Annotated in this window: 17 protein-coding genes and 1 pseudogene; 6 read left to right on the top strand and 12 right to left on the bottom strand. The window is 31.8% G+C overall.

From position 1 onward, the window contains the following. The 3 genes and pseudogenes from agrC to IDG66_RS09200 form a co-directional block, all read left to right on the top strand. Positions 1–1,187 (top strand): quorum-sensing sensor histidine kinase AgrC (gene agrC / locus IDG66_RS09190; protein WP_206172191.1); only part of this gene is annotated, 1,187 nt, incomplete at its 5' end. Between the two features lie 18 nt (positions 1,188–1,205). Continuing rightward, on the top strand, positions 1,206–1,922 hold the full coding sequence (gene agrA / locus IDG66_RS09195) for a quorum-sensing response regulator AgrA (protein ID WP_000688492.1): 717 nt from the start codon (positions 1,206–1,208) through the stop codon (positions 1,920–1,922). Positions 1,923–1,993: 71 nt separating this feature from the next. Beyond that, positions 1,994–2,103 (top strand): annotated as a pseudogene (locus IDG66_RS09200) (hypothetical protein). A 187-nt stretch (positions 2,104–2,290) separates the two neighbouring features. Here the strand turns inward: IDG66_RS09200 and IDG66_RS09205 are convergent. The 7 genes from IDG66_RS09205 to IDG66_RS09235 all read right to left on the bottom strand — a co-directional run bounded on the left by IDG66_RS09205 (position 2,291) and on the right by IDG66_RS09235 (position 9,773). Beyond that, entirely contained in the window at positions 2,291–3,250 is a 960-nt protein-coding gene (locus tag IDG66_RS09205) for a carbohydrate kinase family protein (protein WP_001253302.1), read from the bottom strand. Next, positions 3,247–4,731 (bottom strand): sucrose-6-phosphate hydrolase, encoded by a 1,485-nt coding sequence (locus IDG66_RS09210; RefSeq protein WP_000141427.1) that lies wholly within the window; start codon positions 4,729–4,731, stop codon positions 3,247–3,249. Before IDG66_RS09210 ends, IDG66_RS09205 begins: the two co-directional genes overlap by 4 nt. Positions 4,732–4,879: 148 nt before the next feature. Beyond that, complete coding sequence (locus tag IDG66_RS09215; protein ID WP_000790329.1) at positions 4,880–5,830, bottom strand: LacI family DNA-binding transcriptional regulator; 951 nt, start codon at positions 5,828–5,830, stop codon at positions 4,880–4,882. A gap of 182 nt (positions 5,831–6,012) precedes the next feature. Further along, positions 6,013–7,263: an ammonium transporter gene (locus tag IDG66_RS09220; RefSeq protein ID WP_103143669.1), complete on the bottom strand. Its 1,251-nt coding sequence runs from the start codon at positions 7,261–7,263 to the stop codon at positions 6,013–6,015. Positions 7,264–7,470: 207 nt separating this feature from the next. Continuing rightward, positions 7,471–7,695 carry a sulfurtransferase TusA family protein gene (locus tag IDG66_RS09225; protein WP_000581077.1) on the bottom strand — a complete coding sequence of 75 codons (225 nt, stop codon included), beginning with the start codon at positions 7,693–7,695 and terminating at the stop codon, positions 7,471–7,473. A gap of 59 nt (positions 7,696–7,754) precedes the next feature. After that, on the bottom strand, positions 7,755–8,834 hold the full coding sequence (locus IDG66_RS09230; RefSeq protein WP_000266878.1) for a YeeE/YedE family protein: 1,080 nt from the start codon (positions 8,832–8,834) through the stop codon (positions 7,755–7,757). A 303-nt stretch (positions 8,835–9,137) separates the two neighbouring features. Beyond that, complete coding sequence (locus IDG66_RS09235) at positions 9,138–9,773, bottom strand: redox-sensing transcriptional repressor Rex (protein WP_001283612.1); 636 nt, start codon at positions 9,771–9,773, stop codon at positions 9,138–9,140. Between the two features lie 252 nt (positions 9,774–10,025). On the opposite strand from IDG66_RS09235, the gene abc-f reads away from it, so the two are divergent. Beyond that, positions 10,026–11,954 carry a ribosomal protection-like ABC-F family protein gene (gene abc-f / locus IDG66_RS09240; RefSeq protein WP_000602079.1) on the top strand — a complete coding sequence of 643 codons (1,929 nt, stop codon included), beginning with the start codon at positions 10,026–10,028 and terminating at the stop codon, positions 11,952–11,954. Positions 11,955–12,098: 144 nt separating this feature from the next. Here abc-f and IDG66_RS09245 read toward each other — a convergent pair whose 3' ends face one another. Next, complete coding sequence (locus IDG66_RS09245) at positions 12,099–12,227, bottom strand: hypothetical protein (protein WP_072419897.1); 129 nt, start codon at positions 12,225–12,227, stop codon at positions 12,099–12,101. 88 nt (positions 12,228–12,315) lie between these two features. On the opposite strand from IDG66_RS09245, the gene IDG66_RS09250 reads away from it, so the two are divergent. Continuing rightward, complete coding sequence (locus IDG66_RS09250; RefSeq protein ID WP_000106336.1) at positions 12,316–13,926, top strand: MutS family DNA mismatch repair protein; 1,611 nt, start codon at positions 12,316–12,318, stop codon at positions 13,924–13,926. Positions 13,927–14,027: 101 nt separating this feature from the next. On the opposite strand, the gene tsaD is transcribed toward IDG66_RS09250, so the two are convergent. The 4 genes from tsaD to tsaE are packed head-to-tail and all read right to left on the bottom strand — an operon-like array spanning position 14,028 to position 16,587. Next, on the bottom strand, positions 14,028–15,053 hold the full coding sequence (gene tsaD, locus IDG66_RS09255; protein WP_000159032.1) for a tRNA (adenosine(37)-N6)-threonylcarbamoyltransferase complex transferase subunit TsaD: 1,026 nt from the start codon (positions 15,051–15,053) through the stop codon (positions 14,028–14,030). Then, on the bottom strand, positions 15,046–15,510 hold the full coding sequence (gene rimI, locus IDG66_RS09260) for a ribosomal protein S18-alanine N-acetyltransferase (protein ID WP_000372755.1): 465 nt from the start codon (positions 15,508–15,510) through the stop codon (positions 15,046–15,048). Before rimI ends, tsaD begins: the two co-directional genes overlap by 8 nt. Next, positions 15,483–16,145: a tRNA (adenosine(37)-N6)-threonylcarbamoyltransferase complex dimerization subunit type 1 TsaB gene (gene tsaB / locus IDG66_RS09265; protein ID WP_001086731.1), complete on the bottom strand. Its 663-nt coding sequence runs from the start codon at positions 16,143–16,145 to the stop codon at positions 15,483–15,485. Before tsaB ends, rimI begins: the two co-directional genes overlap by 28 nt. After that, positions 16,126–16,587: a tRNA (adenosine(37)-N6)-threonylcarbamoyltransferase complex ATPase subunit type 1 TsaE gene (gene tsaE / locus IDG66_RS09270; RefSeq protein ID WP_000590798.1), complete on the bottom strand. Its 462-nt coding sequence runs from the start codon at positions 16,585–16,587 to the stop codon at positions 16,126–16,128. The genes tsaB and tsaE overlap by 20 nt, the downstream gene beginning before the upstream one ends. A 37-nt stretch (positions 16,588–16,624) precedes the next feature. Here tsaE and IDG66_RS09275 point away from each other — a divergent pair, with 37 nt between their 5' ends. Next, positions 16,625–16,780, top strand: coding sequence for a hypothetical protein (locus tag IDG66_RS09275; protein WP_001791591.1), 156 nt, complete (start codon positions 16,625–16,627; stop codon positions 16,778–16,780). Positions 16,781–16,782 lie beyond the last annotated feature (2 nt).

Below are 16,782 nucleotides of genomic sequence, written 5' to 3' on the forward strand. Positions count from 1 at the left end.
ATTATATATACATTATTGGAATAGTGTTATCTTCAGTATATTTCTTTGACAAAATCGGAAGTATTTCACTAGTTGTTATAACAATTTTTATAATAATTTTTCTCTATTTTAAAATTAGACTATATTCTGTATTTTTAGTAATGGTTACTCAAATCATTTTATATTGTGCAAATTTCGTTTATATCATTATTTTTTCATACATTATAACAATTTCACACAGCATGTTTATAGTTCTACCAATCTTTTTGGTAGTGTATGTATCAATTTCTTATGCACTTGCCTACATTTTAAATAGAATATTAAAAAGGATAAATGGTACATACCTTTCTCTTAATAAAAAATTCCTTACTGTTATAACTATTGTTATAGTAATAACATTCTCTTTGTTATTTGCATATTCGCAAATTGATGCGAGTGATGCATCAACAATCAAACAGTATTCGCTTTTATTCTTGGGAATTATTATATTACTGAGTATCTTAATTTTTATTTATTCTCAATTTACTCTTAAAGAAATGAAATATAAACGTAATCAAGAAGAAATTGAAACCTATTATGAATACACATTAAAGATTGAAGCAATTAATAATGAAATGCGCAAGTTCCGTCATGATTATGTCAATATCTTGACGACTCTTTCAGAATACATTCGTGAAGATGACATGACCGGTCTTCGAGACTATTTCAATAAAAATATTGTACCTATGAAAGATAATTTACAAATGAATGCTCTTAAGTTAAATGGTATTGAGAATCTTAAAGTACGTGAGATTAAAGGTCTTCTAACAGCTAAAATTTTACGTGCACAAGAAATGAATATACCGATTAGTATAGAAATACCAGATGAAGTAACTCGCATTAATTTGAATATGATCGATTTAAGTCGCAGTATTGGTATTATTCTTGATAACGCAATAGAGGCATCAAGTGAAATTGATGATCCTATCATTCGAGTTGCATTTATTGAAAGCGAAAATTCAGTAACGTTTATTGTTATGAATAAATGTGCAGATGATATACCACGTATTCATGAATTGTTCCAAGAAAGTTTTTCTACTAAAGGTGAAGGTCGTGGTTTAGGTCTATCAACTTTAAAAGAAATTGCTGATAATGCAGACAATGTCTTATTAGATACAATTATCGAAAATGGTTTCTTTATTCAAAAAGTTGAAATTATTAACAACTAGCCATAAGGATGTGAATGTATGAAAATTTTCATTTGCGAAGACGATCCAAAACAAAGAGAAAACATGGTTACCATTATTAAAAATTATATAATGATAGAAGAAAAGCCTATGGAAATTGCCCTCGCAACTGATAATCCTTATGAGGTGCTTGAGCAAGCTAAAAATATGAATGACATAGGCTGTTACTTTTTAGATATTCAACTTTCAACTGATATTAATGGTATCAAATTAGGCAGTGAAATTCGTAAGCATGACCCAGTTGGTAACATTATTTTCGTTACGAGTCACAGTGAACTTACCTATTTAACATTTGTCTACAAAGTTGCAGCGATGGATTTTATTTTTAAAGATGATCCAGCAGAATTAAGAACTCGAATTATAGATTGTTTAGAAACTGCACATACACGCTTACAATTGTTGTCTAAAGATAATAGCGTTGAAACGATTGAATTAAAACGTGGCAGTAATTCAGTGTATGTTCAATATGATGATATTATGTTTTTTGAATCATCAACAAAATCTCACAGACTCATTGCCCATTTAGATAACCGTCAAATTGAATTTTATGGTAATTTAAAAGAACTGAGTCAATTAGATGATCGTTTCTTTAGATGTCATAATAGCTTTGTCGTCAATCGCCATAATATTGAATCTATAGATTCGAAAGAGCGAATTGTCTATTTTAAAAATAAAGAACACTGCTATGCATCGGTGAGAAACGTTAAAAAAATATAATAAGATAATAAAGTCAGTTAACGGCGTATTCAATTGTAAATCTTGTTGGATTTTAACAAGATAACTAGCAAATGCACTGTATAGCTGGCTTTTTAATTGTTTAATAACAAAATTAAATATGACGCGTGAATTAAAAAATGATGTAACGTTTCTTTGTATACCTATTCCTATTACTACATAATTTATCAATTTCTATTTCACTCTACAATCCTATGGCGCAATTTTTAACAAAATATACTAAATTTGAAATTGACAGTTTCCATAAATAAAATGCTACAATTTCCTACCCCGTGAATCTTATTTTGTTTTAAAAAACAGTGTAGCACAAGATTCAACTTGTTTCCTACACTGTTTTATAAATGAATTATTTAAAATGCTTGTTCAACCTCTTGTAATGTTGGCAAACTATTAATAGCACCATACTTCGTTGTCACTATTGCAGCAACGCGATTGCTAAACGCTAAAATTTCCTCACCTTCATTTTCAAATAACTGAGTTAAATTTAACACATCGGTTGCTAAAATCCTGCTAATAACTGCACCAATAAAAGCATCCCCTGCCCCAGTTGTATCAACAGGTTTTACCTTATAGCCACTATGATAATGATTAATACCATTCTTCAAATATACGGCAGCACCATCTGCTCCCTTCGTATAAATGACTACAGTGACATTACCTGTAAATAATGATTGAATGGCTTCATTTTCATCATGAATACCTGTAATAAATTCTAATTCTTCATCTGAAACTTTTACAATATGTGCCAATGGCAAAAAGGTATGAATAGTTTGTCTTAAATCTTCAGCGTTATCCCATAATGGCAATCTTACATTAGGATCAAATACGACAGTACCATTTGCATTTAATGTTTTGGTAATCAATTGATAATGTGCATCTCTCATCGGACTATCGACCAAATCAACAGAACAAAAATGTACTACATCATTTTCATTCACATCAATATCATTCACAAAACTTGGTTCAAATAACATATCAGCAGAGGGCTTACGATAAAAAGAAAAATCTCGCTCGCCCGCTTCAGTCAAACTCACAAAAGCTAACGCAGTGTTTGCTTCATTCGTGCGATACACTTTTGATACATCTACACCAATACTTGATATCGTTTCAATAATGCTATCTCCAAATGCATCATTACCTAATTGTGTAATCATATACGCTTGTTGTCCTAACTTTTGAACTGTACAAGCTACATTGCATGGCGCGCCACCAATTTGCTTCGTAAATGTTTGAACATCTTTTAAATTCGCATTTGTAATATTTGGAATAAAATCAATTAACGCTTCTCCTATTGAAAATAGACGTCTCATTTATGTTCATCCTTTAAATCATATTTAGTAAATTGTAAATATACTTGCCCTGATTCTGTTGATGTTTTAATACCTAGTGCGTCTTCTGTCGGGAAAATTCGAGATGTCAAAACACGTTCCCCATCATTACAGAAAATTTCTATACTAGATGTATCAACAAAAATTTGTAATTGCTTTAATGGCGTGTCTAATATCGTACTACGCGTCGTACCTTCAACATTTGTCGGCAATAAACCACTGTCGCTGCGATCTAATGTTATTTTATTTTCACGCTTGTTATAAGCGATTAATGTTGAAGAAGTCTTAGATGTACGTAATTCAAAGTACACTTCGGTAGCATCATTATCCAAAATATCTATGATTAATTCATACTGTTTACCTTCATACGGATGTAATTTTCGAGTAAATTTATTTGCGTAGCCTAATGCTGTCTCTTTATTGTGACGTAATTTTTCCAACGCTGGATATGGACGCTGCTTAAGTTGACCATTTTCTACATTTAATACACGAGGAATTGTTAAGCAATGGGCCCATCCTTCATTATCAGTAGGATATTCGATTTCCGGTAACCCCATCCATCCAATTAGTACTCGTCGGCCTTTTTCATCTAAAAATGTTTGAGGTGCATAGAAATCAAAGCCATTATCAAGCTCGACAAAATTTTCATGTTCATATGTTAACTTTTCAATATCAAACTTTCCAAGTATATAACCACTTTGATAAATATTTTTGAACTGATCGCCTTTTGGTTCAATACCTTGTGGACAAATAAGTATGACATCTTGATTATCTACATTAAAGTAATCTGGGCATTCCCACATATATCCAAAATCATCCAACTCTGTATTTATTTCACCTAAATAATGCCAATTAATTATATCTTCAGTATTATAAAGTAATAATCGACCTTGCTGATCATTATTTTGTGCGCCAATGATCGCATAATATTTCTCACTATATTTAAAAACTTTAGGATCTCTAAAATGACTCGTATATCCTTCTGGTTGTTGGCTAATTACTGGCTTTGGAAACTTTTCAACTGAACCGTCTTCTTTCAATCGTGCGATCATCTGACTCGCATGTCGTTGCCAATGATTATCTCGATGATTTCCTGTGTACATATAATATAAATGCCCGTTATATTCAAAAGCGCTACCGCTATATACACCATGGCTGTCATATTTAGTATCTGGATTTAAAATTGGCCCTTCAGCTTTAAAGTTTATTAAGTCATCACTCGTGTAGTTATACCAATACTTTAAGCCATGTACTGCGCCTAATGGGAACCATTGATGTGAAACATAATACTTCCCTTTATAAAAAATTAGTCCGTTGGGGTCATTTAATAAGCCTGTTTCTGGTTGTATATGAAATTGTTGACGAAATTTTGATTGATCAACTTGTTGTTTTAATGTTTTAAAATACTCAGTATCAACGTCCTCGATTCGTTGATAACGTTCTTCTCTAGTCCATTCGGTCATAATATTTACCCAGTCCTCCTTTTATAATTTATGCTGTTAACAATTTATATTCTATTATAGCAAATTTTACCTACGTTCTTTAACTTTTAACCTATCCATTTATAGTTATATGGTATCGGTTCCACATTTATTTTAAAAAATACAGCGTCTAAATATTAACATCTACTGTGACGCTATATGGCATATCTTGCTTTTTAAGCATCTGTTGTATCTCTTCCATCGCGCATTGGCCAGCTTCAAAATAATTATAATGAATTGTTTTTATCGATGGAGACACTAATTGTGTCATTGGGTCACCACCAAAACCATATATTTGATGTGGTTTCATAACATCTTTTTTATCAGAATAATATTTATAGGCAGCTAATGCAATCGTATCAGTTGCTCCAACAACCGCATCTACTTGCTCCACATTTTCCAAAGCATTTGCAACATCTTTTTGTGCTTCCACATAAGTAAAATTTGTTTCATGTATATTAGGTTTAATTTGGTATTTAGCTAACTGGTCAAGTAAACCACGTTTTCTATGTATACCAACTGCAATATCTTTTTCACTTACGCTAAACACTTCAACTTGTTGATATCCCTGTTGACCAATCCATTCGCCTATAATTTGACCTGCTTTATAATCATCATGCACAATACTATGAAGTTGTTCATGTTGTTGACCAACAATAACGATTGGTACATTCATTTTATTAATGACTTCAATATGTCTCTCTGTTATATCTGTAGCCATTAAAACAATACCATCTACTTTACTGCGTGCTAATGTTTCAAGCGCTTGTATTTCTGCTTCGATATTTAAACCTGTATAATTTAAAATTAATTGTGATTCATATTTTTGGCATTGTTTTGCCAATCCTTTGATTGTTTCGTCTACTGCATATGAATTCATTCTAGGTATAATGGCACCAATAAGGTGTGTTTGTCTCGCTCTTAAACTTTGAGCAAATTGATTCGGTTGATAGTCATGTTCTGCTATAATTCTTGTTAATTTTTCACTTGTTTTTTTACTGACAGATCCATTATTTAAAAATCTAGATACTGTACTTTTTGAAACGCCTGCCAATTTGGCAATATCAGATATATTTTTCATACTTATTCACCTATCATTATTTGTGACACTTAGCCTTATTTTAGCATATGTGTAACCGCTTTAAATAATATTTCTGCTTCTTTCATAAAAAGATTTCAAAATAAAACTTTTGTATAACAAAATGTCCCAACATCAACCTTTAGTTAAATGTCAGGACAATGAATATTCTATGTAAATATATTCTAATATCGAATATGTTTATTGAATCTATTTAGCTCACCTTCAAAGTAAGCATCTTCACCGTGAACAATCTTGTCTAATCCTATATTCGTTTCTTGTTCCGTAACAGATAATGATGTAATTAATTTAATTACTTTCGCAATAATAAACGTCATGACGATACTAAAAATTACAACTGCTGTTACACATAATATTTGTACAAGTATAATATGTATGTCACCAGTATAAATAAAACCATTTTCAATGTCAGGATTTGCTTTTTTACTTTGGAAAACTGCTGTTAAAGCAGCACCAATAATACCACCAACACCGTGGATACCAAATGCATCTAATGCATCATGATATTTTAGTTTTACCTTGATGTAATTAATGACAATATAACAACAGATACCTCCTATTAAAGCCATTATTGTTGCACTAAGATATGTTACATATCCTGCTGCAGGAGTAATGACAACTAATCCTGCTAATGCACCGAGTAAAAGTCCAAGTAAACTTGTCGTCTTTTTAAAAATATATTCTAAAATTAACCAACCTATAGAACCTGCACTGGCTGAAATGACAGTATTTGTAAATGCAAGCATCGCAATTTTATCAAATGTAAAAGCACTACCTACATTAAATCCATACCAACCAATCCACACGAATATACCGCCAATCAACGTAATGATAAGATTATGTGGTGTTGATTCAGAATGTTTGTTTCCTTTTCCAATCATAATAGCTAATACTAAACCAGAAACACCTGATGTAATATGAACAACCGTACCTCCAGCGAAATCTAATACACCGAGTTTGTTAATCCAACCGCCGCCCCAAACCCAATGTGCTACTGGACTGTATACAAGAGCAGTCCATATTACTACGAATAATAAATAAGGAATAAACTTCATTTTCTCAGCGATTGAACCAGATAAAATAGAAATTGCAATCGTACAAAACATCATTTGAAATAACATAAACAAAGCGAAAGGAATATGTGGGCTAATATCTTCTTGAGTCGCAAAACCTACATGATTAAGAAAAGTATATTCCCAATTTCCGAACCATAAATTCCCATTCCCAAAACTAATTGTAAAACCAACTGTTATCCATACAAATGTAACAAGCACAATTGCTGCCATACTTTGCATGACAGTATTAAGCGCATTTTTAGATTGAACTAACCCACCATAAAATAAACTTAATCCTGGTGTCATTAGCCAAACTAATAATGTACACAAAAACATAAATATCGTATCGTTAAGATTCATACTTACCACTCCCTTGTTTTCATAATAATCTGACAATTTATAAAAAGCAAAAATGCGTTAAGTTTTATTACATCTTTTGGGATAAAATGTGCCACACTATATAAAAGTGATTTCATGAACTAAAACAAAAAAGACTACTTACTCACTTTTAAATTAGCGGAAGTAGCCATAGAATCTAACATCTATTTTATTGTTAAAATGATAACGTTAAACTTTTTGAATTGTAATTGTCCATGAAGCATTATCAATTTGTTCATAGTTTGTTACAGGATATCCATTTTCTGCTGCCCAATTTGGAATAGCTTCCGTCGCTTGCGTGCAATCAAAATCAATTTTTAATTCATCTCCAGATTGCAATGTTGCCATTTTCTTTTGCGCTTCAATTAACGGAAATGGACATACCATTCCTACTGTACCTAATTCGTGTATCATAATTATTTCTCCTTTTCCAATCACTTTTATTTGATCAACATCATTTGCATAATAATCTTCTATACTATTTGCGTTTGCTGTTTAACCTTTGCAGATTGTTGTTGTACTTTTTTCATTGGACGAACAAAGATAAAATGACTCATTGTCCATACACCAACTATCATTGATGCTAGCGCAATCCATCCTTGCCAAGTCATCGTTGCTGTTTCAACCAAACCGTTACCGATAGAACAACCACCAGCAACTGACGCACCAAATCCCATACATATGCCACCAATAGCACTGTTTCGTATTGTAATCTTATCTGGCAATCGCCATTTAAATTCTCTTGATCCTCTAGCTGCAATATATGAACCAATGAAAATTCCTAGAACTAAAAAGACACCCCAATCAATAAATTTAGTTTCACCTGTAATCAAAAAGTGTACTAAATTTGCTGATGGCGTTGTTATACCTAAACCGTCATTTCTTCCAGTTGATGCACTCATTGGCCAAGCTAAGAGTGCGATAAGTCCAATTACAATTGCTGCAATAAATGGATGGTATCGTTTTTCGAAAAGGTAATATCTAATACCTGTATAACGTTGCTTTAGTTTTGGAACAGCAACTCGAACTTTCTTATTATTGAGTGTTCTTACAACTAGAAAAATGGTGATTATAGTTAATATAACGACTAATCCCCAAAACGGAATGCCAGTTGTTTGAGACATATCACTATTTACATTCGTTGGTTGATTAATTTTATCCATTACTGGCTTTAAAATCCCTGTTTTAGTGATTGCTGCAGTAACAGCATATAATACTAATGCAATCCAACTACCAATTAGCCCTTCACCAGCGCGATACCAAGTACCTGTTGCACACCCTCCAGCCAATACTATTCCAATTCCAAAAATAAAAGAACCTATAATTGTTCCCAATATTGGAAAACTATGTGCAGGAATTTTTAAAATATCTGTTGCCGTCAAAATCAATAATCCTATACTTTGAATAGTAATAGCGATTAATAATGCATAGAACATCTTATTATTCTTTTGCACATACATATCTCGAAAGCCACCTGTTAAACAAAATCTTGTTCTTTGCATGACAAAACCTAAGAGTCCCCCGACAATTAAGCCACTAAAAATCATCCACATAATCCTACCCTCTCATTTCCGATAAGTTTAGTATGTATTATAGGTGATGATTTTCTTGTTTTCAACCTTATACACAATATTTTTGATATTTATATTATATTCATATAAGGAAGGCGATTAATTACGATTCATCGTTATATCTCTACGTGTTAATTTATTAACCTATACTATATTTATCAGCACAACAGTTTTTCCTTTCATTTTCAAACATAACAGAAAAAGCCTGAGACATACTTAGTCCCAGACTGTTCTATAATTAATTAAAGATATAACAAGGTTAATCATTCAAAGCTAACATCACATTTATTCACTGTAATTTTTCATAAAGAATAATAATGACTGTAATTCTATACCTAAGTCAATTTGATGTACTTGCACATCTGAAGGCGTATTAATTCTACCAGGAGTGAAGTTTAAAATACCTTTCACACCAGCTTGGACGAGTTCATCTGCAACTTTCTGTGCAACTCTTTCTGGTGTAGTTAGAATCACAACATCTATTTCTTCCTTCTTCAATGTTGTTATTAATTCATCGTTATCTTTAACAATAACGTTCCCTATTTTCTGGCCAATAACATCTTCTTTTACGTCAAACGCTTCTGTAATCGTCATATCGTCATGTATTGAAAAGTTATATGTGAGCAAAGCTTTCCCTAGGTTCCCAACTCCGACAATTGCGATTTTGATCATGTCACTCTCGCTTAGTTCAGATTTAAAGAAATCCAATAAACTATCTATATTATATCCGTACCCTTTTTTACCTAATTCGCCAAAATATGAAAAGTCACGACGAATTGTTGCCGAGTCAATTTGTAACGCATCGCTAATCGCTTTTGAATTTACACGATCTATACCTTTAGATTTTAATGAACTGACAAATCTATAATATAACGGCAAACGTTTTAAAGTTGCTCGAGGAATTTTAACTTGGTCACTCATTCGCTATTTCCTCCTTCGTGTTTGAATGAATTATATCTATGTATTCAAACGAGTTAGAGCGTAATTGTTAGATTATTAAAAAACAAATAATTGATTACAATGAATACCTAAATATTATACATTATTGAATTTTAAAAATAAATATCTTAGTTTCAAGACGGCGTTTTATACTGTAAAATGGTTATTAATGTAATAATTACGACTTTTTTCATAAGTTAATAAAATTTGAGAAAGACGAAAGGTGAAGATCGAATGATACTTTTACAACTCAATCATATATCAAAATCGTTCGATGGTGAAGATATATTTACTGATGTTGATTTTGAAGTAAAAACTGGTGAACGAATTGGTATCGTAGGAAGAAATGGCGCCGGTAAATCAACATTGATGAAAATTATAACTGGCGTAGAAAACTATGATTCTGGAAATGTGTCAAAAATTAAAAACTTAAAACTAGGTTATTTAACTCAACAAATGACTTTAAATTCTAATGCAACAGTTTTTGAAGAAATGTCAAAACCATTTGAACATATTAAACGAATGGAAAGCTTAATCAAAGAAGAAACAGATTGGTTATCAAAACATGCAAATGATTACGATAGTGATACATATAAAACACATATGTCCCGTTATGAATCTTTATCGAATCAATTTGAACAATTAGAAGGGTATCAATATGAAAGTAAAATTAAAACAGTACTTCACGGGTTAAATTTTAGTGAAGAAGATTTCAATAAACCTATCAATGATTTTAGCGGTGGCCAAAAAACACGTTTATCTTTAGCTCAAATGCTATTAAACGAACCTGATTTATTACTTTTAGATGAACCTACTAACCACTTAGATTTAGAAACGACAAAGTGGCTTGAAGATTATCTACGTTATTTTAAAGGTGCAATCGTCATCATCAGCCATGATCGTTACTTTTTAGATAAAATAGTTACTCAAATTTATGATGTGGCTTTAGGTGATGTCAAACGCTATGTTGGTAATTACGAGGAATTTATACAGCAACGGGATTTATATTATCAAAAACGAATGCAAGAATATGAAAGTCAACAAGCAGAAATAAAACGATTAGAAACTTTTGTTGAGAAAAATATTACCCGTGCTTCAACAAGTGGAATGGCAAAAAGTAGACGTAAGATTTTAGAAAAAATGGAACGCATTGATAAACCAATGTTAGATGCCAAAAGTGCAAATATTCAATTTGGCTTTGACCGGAATACAGGTAATGACGTCATGCATGTAAAAAATTTAGAAATCGGTTATCAAACTGCAATTACCAAACCTATCAGTATAGAGGTCTCTAAAGGCGATCATATAGCAATCATTGGGCCAAATGGTATTGGAAAATCGACCTTAATTAAAACTATTGCTAATCAACAAAAAGCGCTTAATGGCGATATTACTTTCGGCGCAAATTTACAAATTGGTTATTATGATCAAAAACAAGCAGAATTTAAATCTAGTAAAACGATTTTAGATTATGTGTGGGATCAATATCCGTTAATGAATGAAAAAGATATTCGTGCAGTTCTTGGTCGTTTCTTATTTGTACAAGACGATGTTAAAAAGATAATTAATGATTTATCTGGTGGTGAAAAAGCACGTTTACAACTAGCACTACTTATGTTGCAACGTGACAATGTACTTATTTTAGATGAACCTACCAACCACCTCGATATAGATTCAAAAGAAATGTTAGAGCAAGCACTCCAACATTTTGAAGGAACAATACTATTTGTTTCCCATGATCGTTACTTTATTAACCAATTAGCAAACAAGGTATTTGATTTAACAATTGATGGCGGAAAGATGTATTTAGGAGATTATCAATATTACATTGAAAAAGTTGAGGAAGCGGAAGCGTTGAAAGCGCACCAAGAAGAACAGTCAGTTAACGTACAAGCACATGAAAAGTCTATGGAACAATCGTCGTATCATAACCAAAAAGAACAAAGACGTGAACAACGCAAACTTGAACGACAAATATCCGAGTGTGAAAATGAAATAGAAACTTTAGAGACTACTATCTTACAAATAGACGAGCAATTAACCCAACCAGAAGTTTATAACAATCCACAAAAAGCAAACGAATTAGCTATCCAAAAACAAGATAGCGAACAAAAATTAGAACACGCTATGTCTAAATGGGAAGAATTACAACAAAAACTATAAAAATATACATAACTCTAACTGTAAAATCGCTATAGTTAGAGTTATTTTTTTACAAATTTTAAATTTTTTTATTCACAATAAAAACGCTGATATTATAGCTATCCACAGAGTTATCCTAGTTATCCACAAGTAAATTAACACTAATCAATCATTTATTTTCTGTTTTCCCACCTGATATCCACAATAAATGACGTTATCAACACCTTTTATCCACAAGTTATTCACTCTTTGTTGATAAGTACACATGTTCTCTATTGACATTGTTTTTATCAAAATTCATTGTTAAGACATTTTCTTTATGAAATAATAATAATATTGAAGTATATTTTTATTATTATTAAAAATAAATAAGGAGATACTTATGAGCACAAATCAAACATTTTTAATATTTGTTATAGCAATTATTCCACTTACATCTGTAATAGGAATTGTTGGACGATACATGAGTCGTCAACGTCTATTAAAATCTATGGAAACATTATGGCAAACGATTTCTCCATTAGAAGCTTTTATCAGACCGAACTCACATTTCGACTATGAGTATAAGCTCTACAAGGAAAAATTTGAATCACATTCATTAGTTGATGATAAAACTTGGTCCGACTTAAATATGAATGCAATCTTTCATAAGATGAATTATAATTTAACAGCTATTGGTGAAATGAAACTATATGCCTGTTTACGTGGAATGCTTTCAATTACGAACAAATCATTACTTAGTTTATTTAATGATAATGCTGAATTTAGAAAAAACGTAACATATCATTTAGCTTTGATTGGTAAAACTGTTTATCCAACATTTCCAGACCAAATCACACCTGTAAAACGTCAAAATATATTGTTTCTATGCCCGTTTTTACCAGTTATCTCATTTGCAGTTATATTTATTAATTCACAAGTTGGTATTTTATTATTTCTTATGAGTTGCCTATTTAATATCATTTTATCAGCAACTTTAAAGCGTACATATGAGGATGACTTAAAATCTATCTTTTATGCATCCAATGTTTTAAAACAAGGCTATACTATCTCAAAAATTAAACATGCTCCACAACCTGAAGTCAATTTTAAGCAATTTAGAACAGCACGTCATTTAACGAGTGTTTTAGCTGAAGTTAATGATGAAGATATCGGAGCTATGGTAATTAAACTAGTTAAACTTATTTTCATGCTTGATTATGTTTTATTTCATTCAATTCAAAAAAGCTATACAACACATATGAATGAGCTTAAAAATTGTTTCGATTACATAGCTGAATTAGATAATCATTATGCATTAGCAATGTATCGTAGAACGCTAGAATGTTATACTGAACCACAAATTGATGATTCAAATGATGGCATAGTATTCTCTGAGTTAACACATCCACTCATAGCAGATGCAGTAGCCAATGATTTCTCACTATCACAAAATATACTGTTAACTGGGTCTAATGCTTCGGGTAAATCAACATTTATGAAATCCATAGCAATAAACATTATTCTTGCATCGGCTATACAAACAGTTACCGCAAGCAAATTTGTATATCAACCTGGAATTGTGTTCACGTCAATGGCAAATGCCGATGATGTGTTATCAGGCGATAGTTATTTTATGGCTGAATTAAAATCTATTAAGCGTATTGTTGAAATTCCAGATAATCAAAAAATATACTGCTTTATAGATGAAATTTTTAAAGGTACCAACACAACTGAACGAATTGCCGCTTCAGAATCAGTACTATCATTTTTACATGAAAAATCTAACTTTAGAGTTATTGCAGCAACACATGATATTGAGTTGGCTGAACTCTTAAAACAACGTTATGAAAATTATCATTTCAATGAGGTAATAGAAAATAATAACATACATTTTGATTACAAAATTAAGCCTGGCAAAGCAAATACACGTAATGCCATCGAATTATTAAAAATCACTTCATTTCCAGCAAAAATATATGAACGAGCAAAAGATAATGTCCCGAAAATTTAGCATTTAACTTTAAATATAAAAACGTCAGCTATCACATGACAGAAGACTATGAACAGTTTCAATAATGTTCATCGTAATCATGTTAATAACTGACGTTTATTTTATTCTGCAGAATACTCTTCTAAATCTATATTGCTGTGCCCATTTAATGCTAAATCAGCAAATCGACCTTGCTGATACAAATAGTGGCCGGCAACGCCTATCATTGCAGCATTATCTGTGCATAATTTAGGACTTGGGATAGTTAATTGAATGTCATTGACTTTGCATTGATCCGCTAAAGATTGACGTAATCCTTTATTACTCGCCACGCCACCAGCAACAATTAATCGCTGAACACCATATTCTTTACAAGCTTGAATAGCTTTAAACGTAAGCACCTCTACAACACTATTTTGAAAGCTCGTTGCTACGTTAGCTTCAATGATTGGAATATTTTTTTGTCGTTGATTGTGAAGTTGATTGATTACGGCACTTTTCAACCCACTAAAACTAAAATCATAACTATCTTTATCCAACCAAACACGAGGGAATGAATAAGTATCTTCACCTTCAGCAGCCAACCGATCAACTTGTGGACCACCTGGATAATTTAAACCAATTGTTCGTGCCACTTTATCATAAGCCTCACCTACTGCGTCATCTCGTGTTTCACCAATGACTTCAAATGATAAATGATCCTTCATATAAACTAATTCAGTATGTCCACCTGAAACAATAAGTGCAATTAGCGGGAATGTTAATGGCTCTTCTATGTGATTAGCATATATATGTCCTGCAATATGATGAACAGGAATAAGTGGCTTATCGTAAGCAAATGCCAATGCTTTGGCTGCATTAACACCTATTAGTAACGCACCAATTAGTCCAGGGCCTTCTGTAACCGCTATGGCATCAATATCTTCTATTGATACATCGGCATCCACTAGAGCCTCGTTTATTGTTGTTGTTATACCTTCAACGTGATGTCTACTTGCCACTTCGGGAACGACACCGCCAAATCGTTTATGACTTTCAATCTGACTTAAAACTGTATTTGATAAAATATCTCTGCCATTTTTTATAAAACTAACGCTTGTTTCATCACAACTTGTTTCAACAGCTAGTATTAATATATCTTTAGTCATTTAAATTCACCCACATAACCATTGCGTCCTCACCTTCACCATAATAATTTTTACGTTTACCACCATATTGAAATCCTAAATTTTCATATACATGTTGTGCCACTTTATTATTAACTCTTACTTCTAAACTCATCACATCACAAGTGTGACTTGCATAGTTTATTCCGTATTTTAAAAGCATTTGACCTAAACCATAGCCTCTATAATTATCATCGATTGCAACTGTTGTAATTTGAGCTTGATCGATAACAATCCATAAACCTAAATAACCAATAATTTGTTGTTCAAATTCTAAGACAAAATATTTCGCAAAGTTATTTTGCTCTATTTCATGATAAAATGCGTCAATTGTCCAAGAACTGTCATTGAAACTCCGACGCTCAATATCAAAGACTTGTGGCACATCTTCTTTAGTCATCTCTCTAATGTTTAATTGTTCTTTTGACTGTTGATCCAATTTCGTTCCGCCTCAGCTAATTTATGGTATTTAGGAGTAAATGTATGTACGTCTGAAGGTTTATCTATCAATTGATACATGACTGATGCATTTGGTAGCTGCGCAATCACTTCACCTTGTAATTCATCTTGTAATTTTATAGTATCTTTCCCAATATAAATAAATGGTTGGTTTAAATCTTCTAAAAAAGCTCGCAATGCCTCTATCGACATATATTGATCTTCTAAAATAGTCACTAATTGACCATTTTGCCACTGGAATATGCCTGTATAAACTGCTTGTCGTCTTGCATCAAACACAGGAACCAATAATTTATCAGTATGGTCGATTGTTGCTGCCAATGCCTTTAATGATGAAACACCATATAATTTAACATCTAACGCATACGCTAATATTTTAGCAACAGTAACACCGATACGTAAGCCAGTATATGAACCAGGACCTTCAGCAACAATAATCGCATCTAATTGCTGTTTAGCTATTTTGCTCTGCTCAAATAGCTGACTAATCGCAGGCATTAATTGCACTGAATGATTTTGTTTAGAATCCGTAGTTATTTCAGCTAAAACTTCATCGTTTTGCATCAATGCTACTGATAATGGTTGATTCGATGTATCAATGAGCAGCGAATTCATGAATAATTGCCTCCTTAATTTGTTCATAATGTTCTCCTTGCGCGAACAACTCAATTTGTCTTGTATTTTCAGATATTGTTGAAATATTAATAGATAAATGCGTCGCTGGAAGTAAATCTTTTATAAATTGACTCCATTCAATAACAGTAATTGCCTGATCTTCGAAAAATTCATCAAATCCTAAATCTTCATCAGAATCTTCTAAGCGATAACAATCCATATGATGCAATTTTAAATTTTTACCCCTATATGATTTAATGATGTTAAATGTCGGGGAATTAATCGTACGTCTTACACCAAGAGCTTTTCCTATAAATTGCGTTAACGTTGTTTTACCTGCTCCTAAATCTCCGTTAAGTAAAATCAAATCACCACTTTTCAATTGCTCAACTAAAAATATAGCAAATTGATTCATTTCATCTAAATTATTTATCTTTATCAATGTTGATTCTCCTATATTATGCTTTTCATTCATAAAAATGATTATCCATTGTTCAATCGTATCTAACTTTATATTTAACCTTTATATTGTAACAAATTTCAACTTAAATTTCTTATCTTTGAAACAGATTATCTCTTCAAAGTTAATTGTAAGAAAATTTAAAATATTTGTTGACATACTAAAGCAGATATAGTA

This window comes from Staphylococcus sp. EG-SA-18, assembly GCF_017151825.1.
Taxonomy (GTDB): Bacteria; Bacillota; Bacilli; order Staphylococcales; family Staphylococcaceae; genus Staphylococcus; species Staphylococcus aureus.

What these genes read in the sequence shown, in the direction of transcription:
- agrA (WP_000688492.1), top strand. Translation starts at nt 1,206, where the DNA reads ATGAAAATTTTCATTTGCGAAGACGATCCAAAACAAAGAGAAAACATG.
- IDG66_RS09205 (WP_001253302.1), bottom strand. Translation starts at nt 3,250, where the DNA reads ATGAGACGTCTATTTTCAATAGGAGAAGCGTTAATTGATTTTATTCCA.
- IDG66_RS09210 (WP_000141427.1), bottom strand. Translation starts at nt 4,731, where the DNA reads ATGACCGAATGGACTAGAGAAGAACGTTATCAACGAATCGAGGACGTT.
- IDG66_RS09215 (WP_000790329.1), bottom strand. Translation starts at nt 5,830, where the DNA reads ATGAAAAATATATCTGATATTGCCAAATTGGCAGGCGTTTCAAAAAGT.
- IDG66_RS09220 (WP_103143669.1), bottom strand. Translation starts at nt 7,263, where the DNA reads ATGAATCTTAACGATACGATATTTATGTTTTTGTGTACATTATTAGTT.
- IDG66_RS09225 (WP_000581077.1), bottom strand. Translation starts at nt 7,695, where the DNA reads ATGATACACGAATTAGGTACAGTAGGAATGGTATGTCCATTTCCGTTA.
- IDG66_RS09230 (WP_000266878.1), bottom strand. Translation starts at nt 8,834, where the DNA reads ATGTGGATGATTTTTAGTGGCTTAATTGTCGGGGGACTCTTAGGTTTT.
- IDG66_RS09235 (WP_001283612.1), bottom strand. Translation starts at nt 9,773, where the DNA reads ATGAGTGACCAAGTTAAAATTCCTCGAGCAACTTTAAAACGTTTGCCG.
- abc-f (WP_000602079.1), top strand. Translation starts at nt 10,026, where the DNA reads ATGATACTTTTACAACTCAATCATATATCAAAATCGTTCGATGGTGAA.
- IDG66_RS09250 (WP_000106336.1), top strand. Translation starts at nt 12,316, where the DNA reads ATGAGCACAAATCAAACATTTTTAATATTTGTTATAGCAATTATTCCA.
- tsaD (WP_000159032.1), bottom strand. Translation starts at nt 15,053, where the DNA reads ATGACTAAAGATATATTAATACTAGCTGTTGAAACAAGTTGTGATGAA.
- tsaB (WP_001086731.1), bottom strand. Translation starts at nt 16,145, where the DNA reads ATGAATTCGCTGCTCATTGATACATCGAATCAACCATTATCAGTAGCA.
- IDG66_RS09275 (WP_001791591.1), top strand. Translation starts at nt 16,625, where the DNA reads ATGATTATCCATTGTTCAATCGTATCTAACTTTATATTTAACCTTTAT.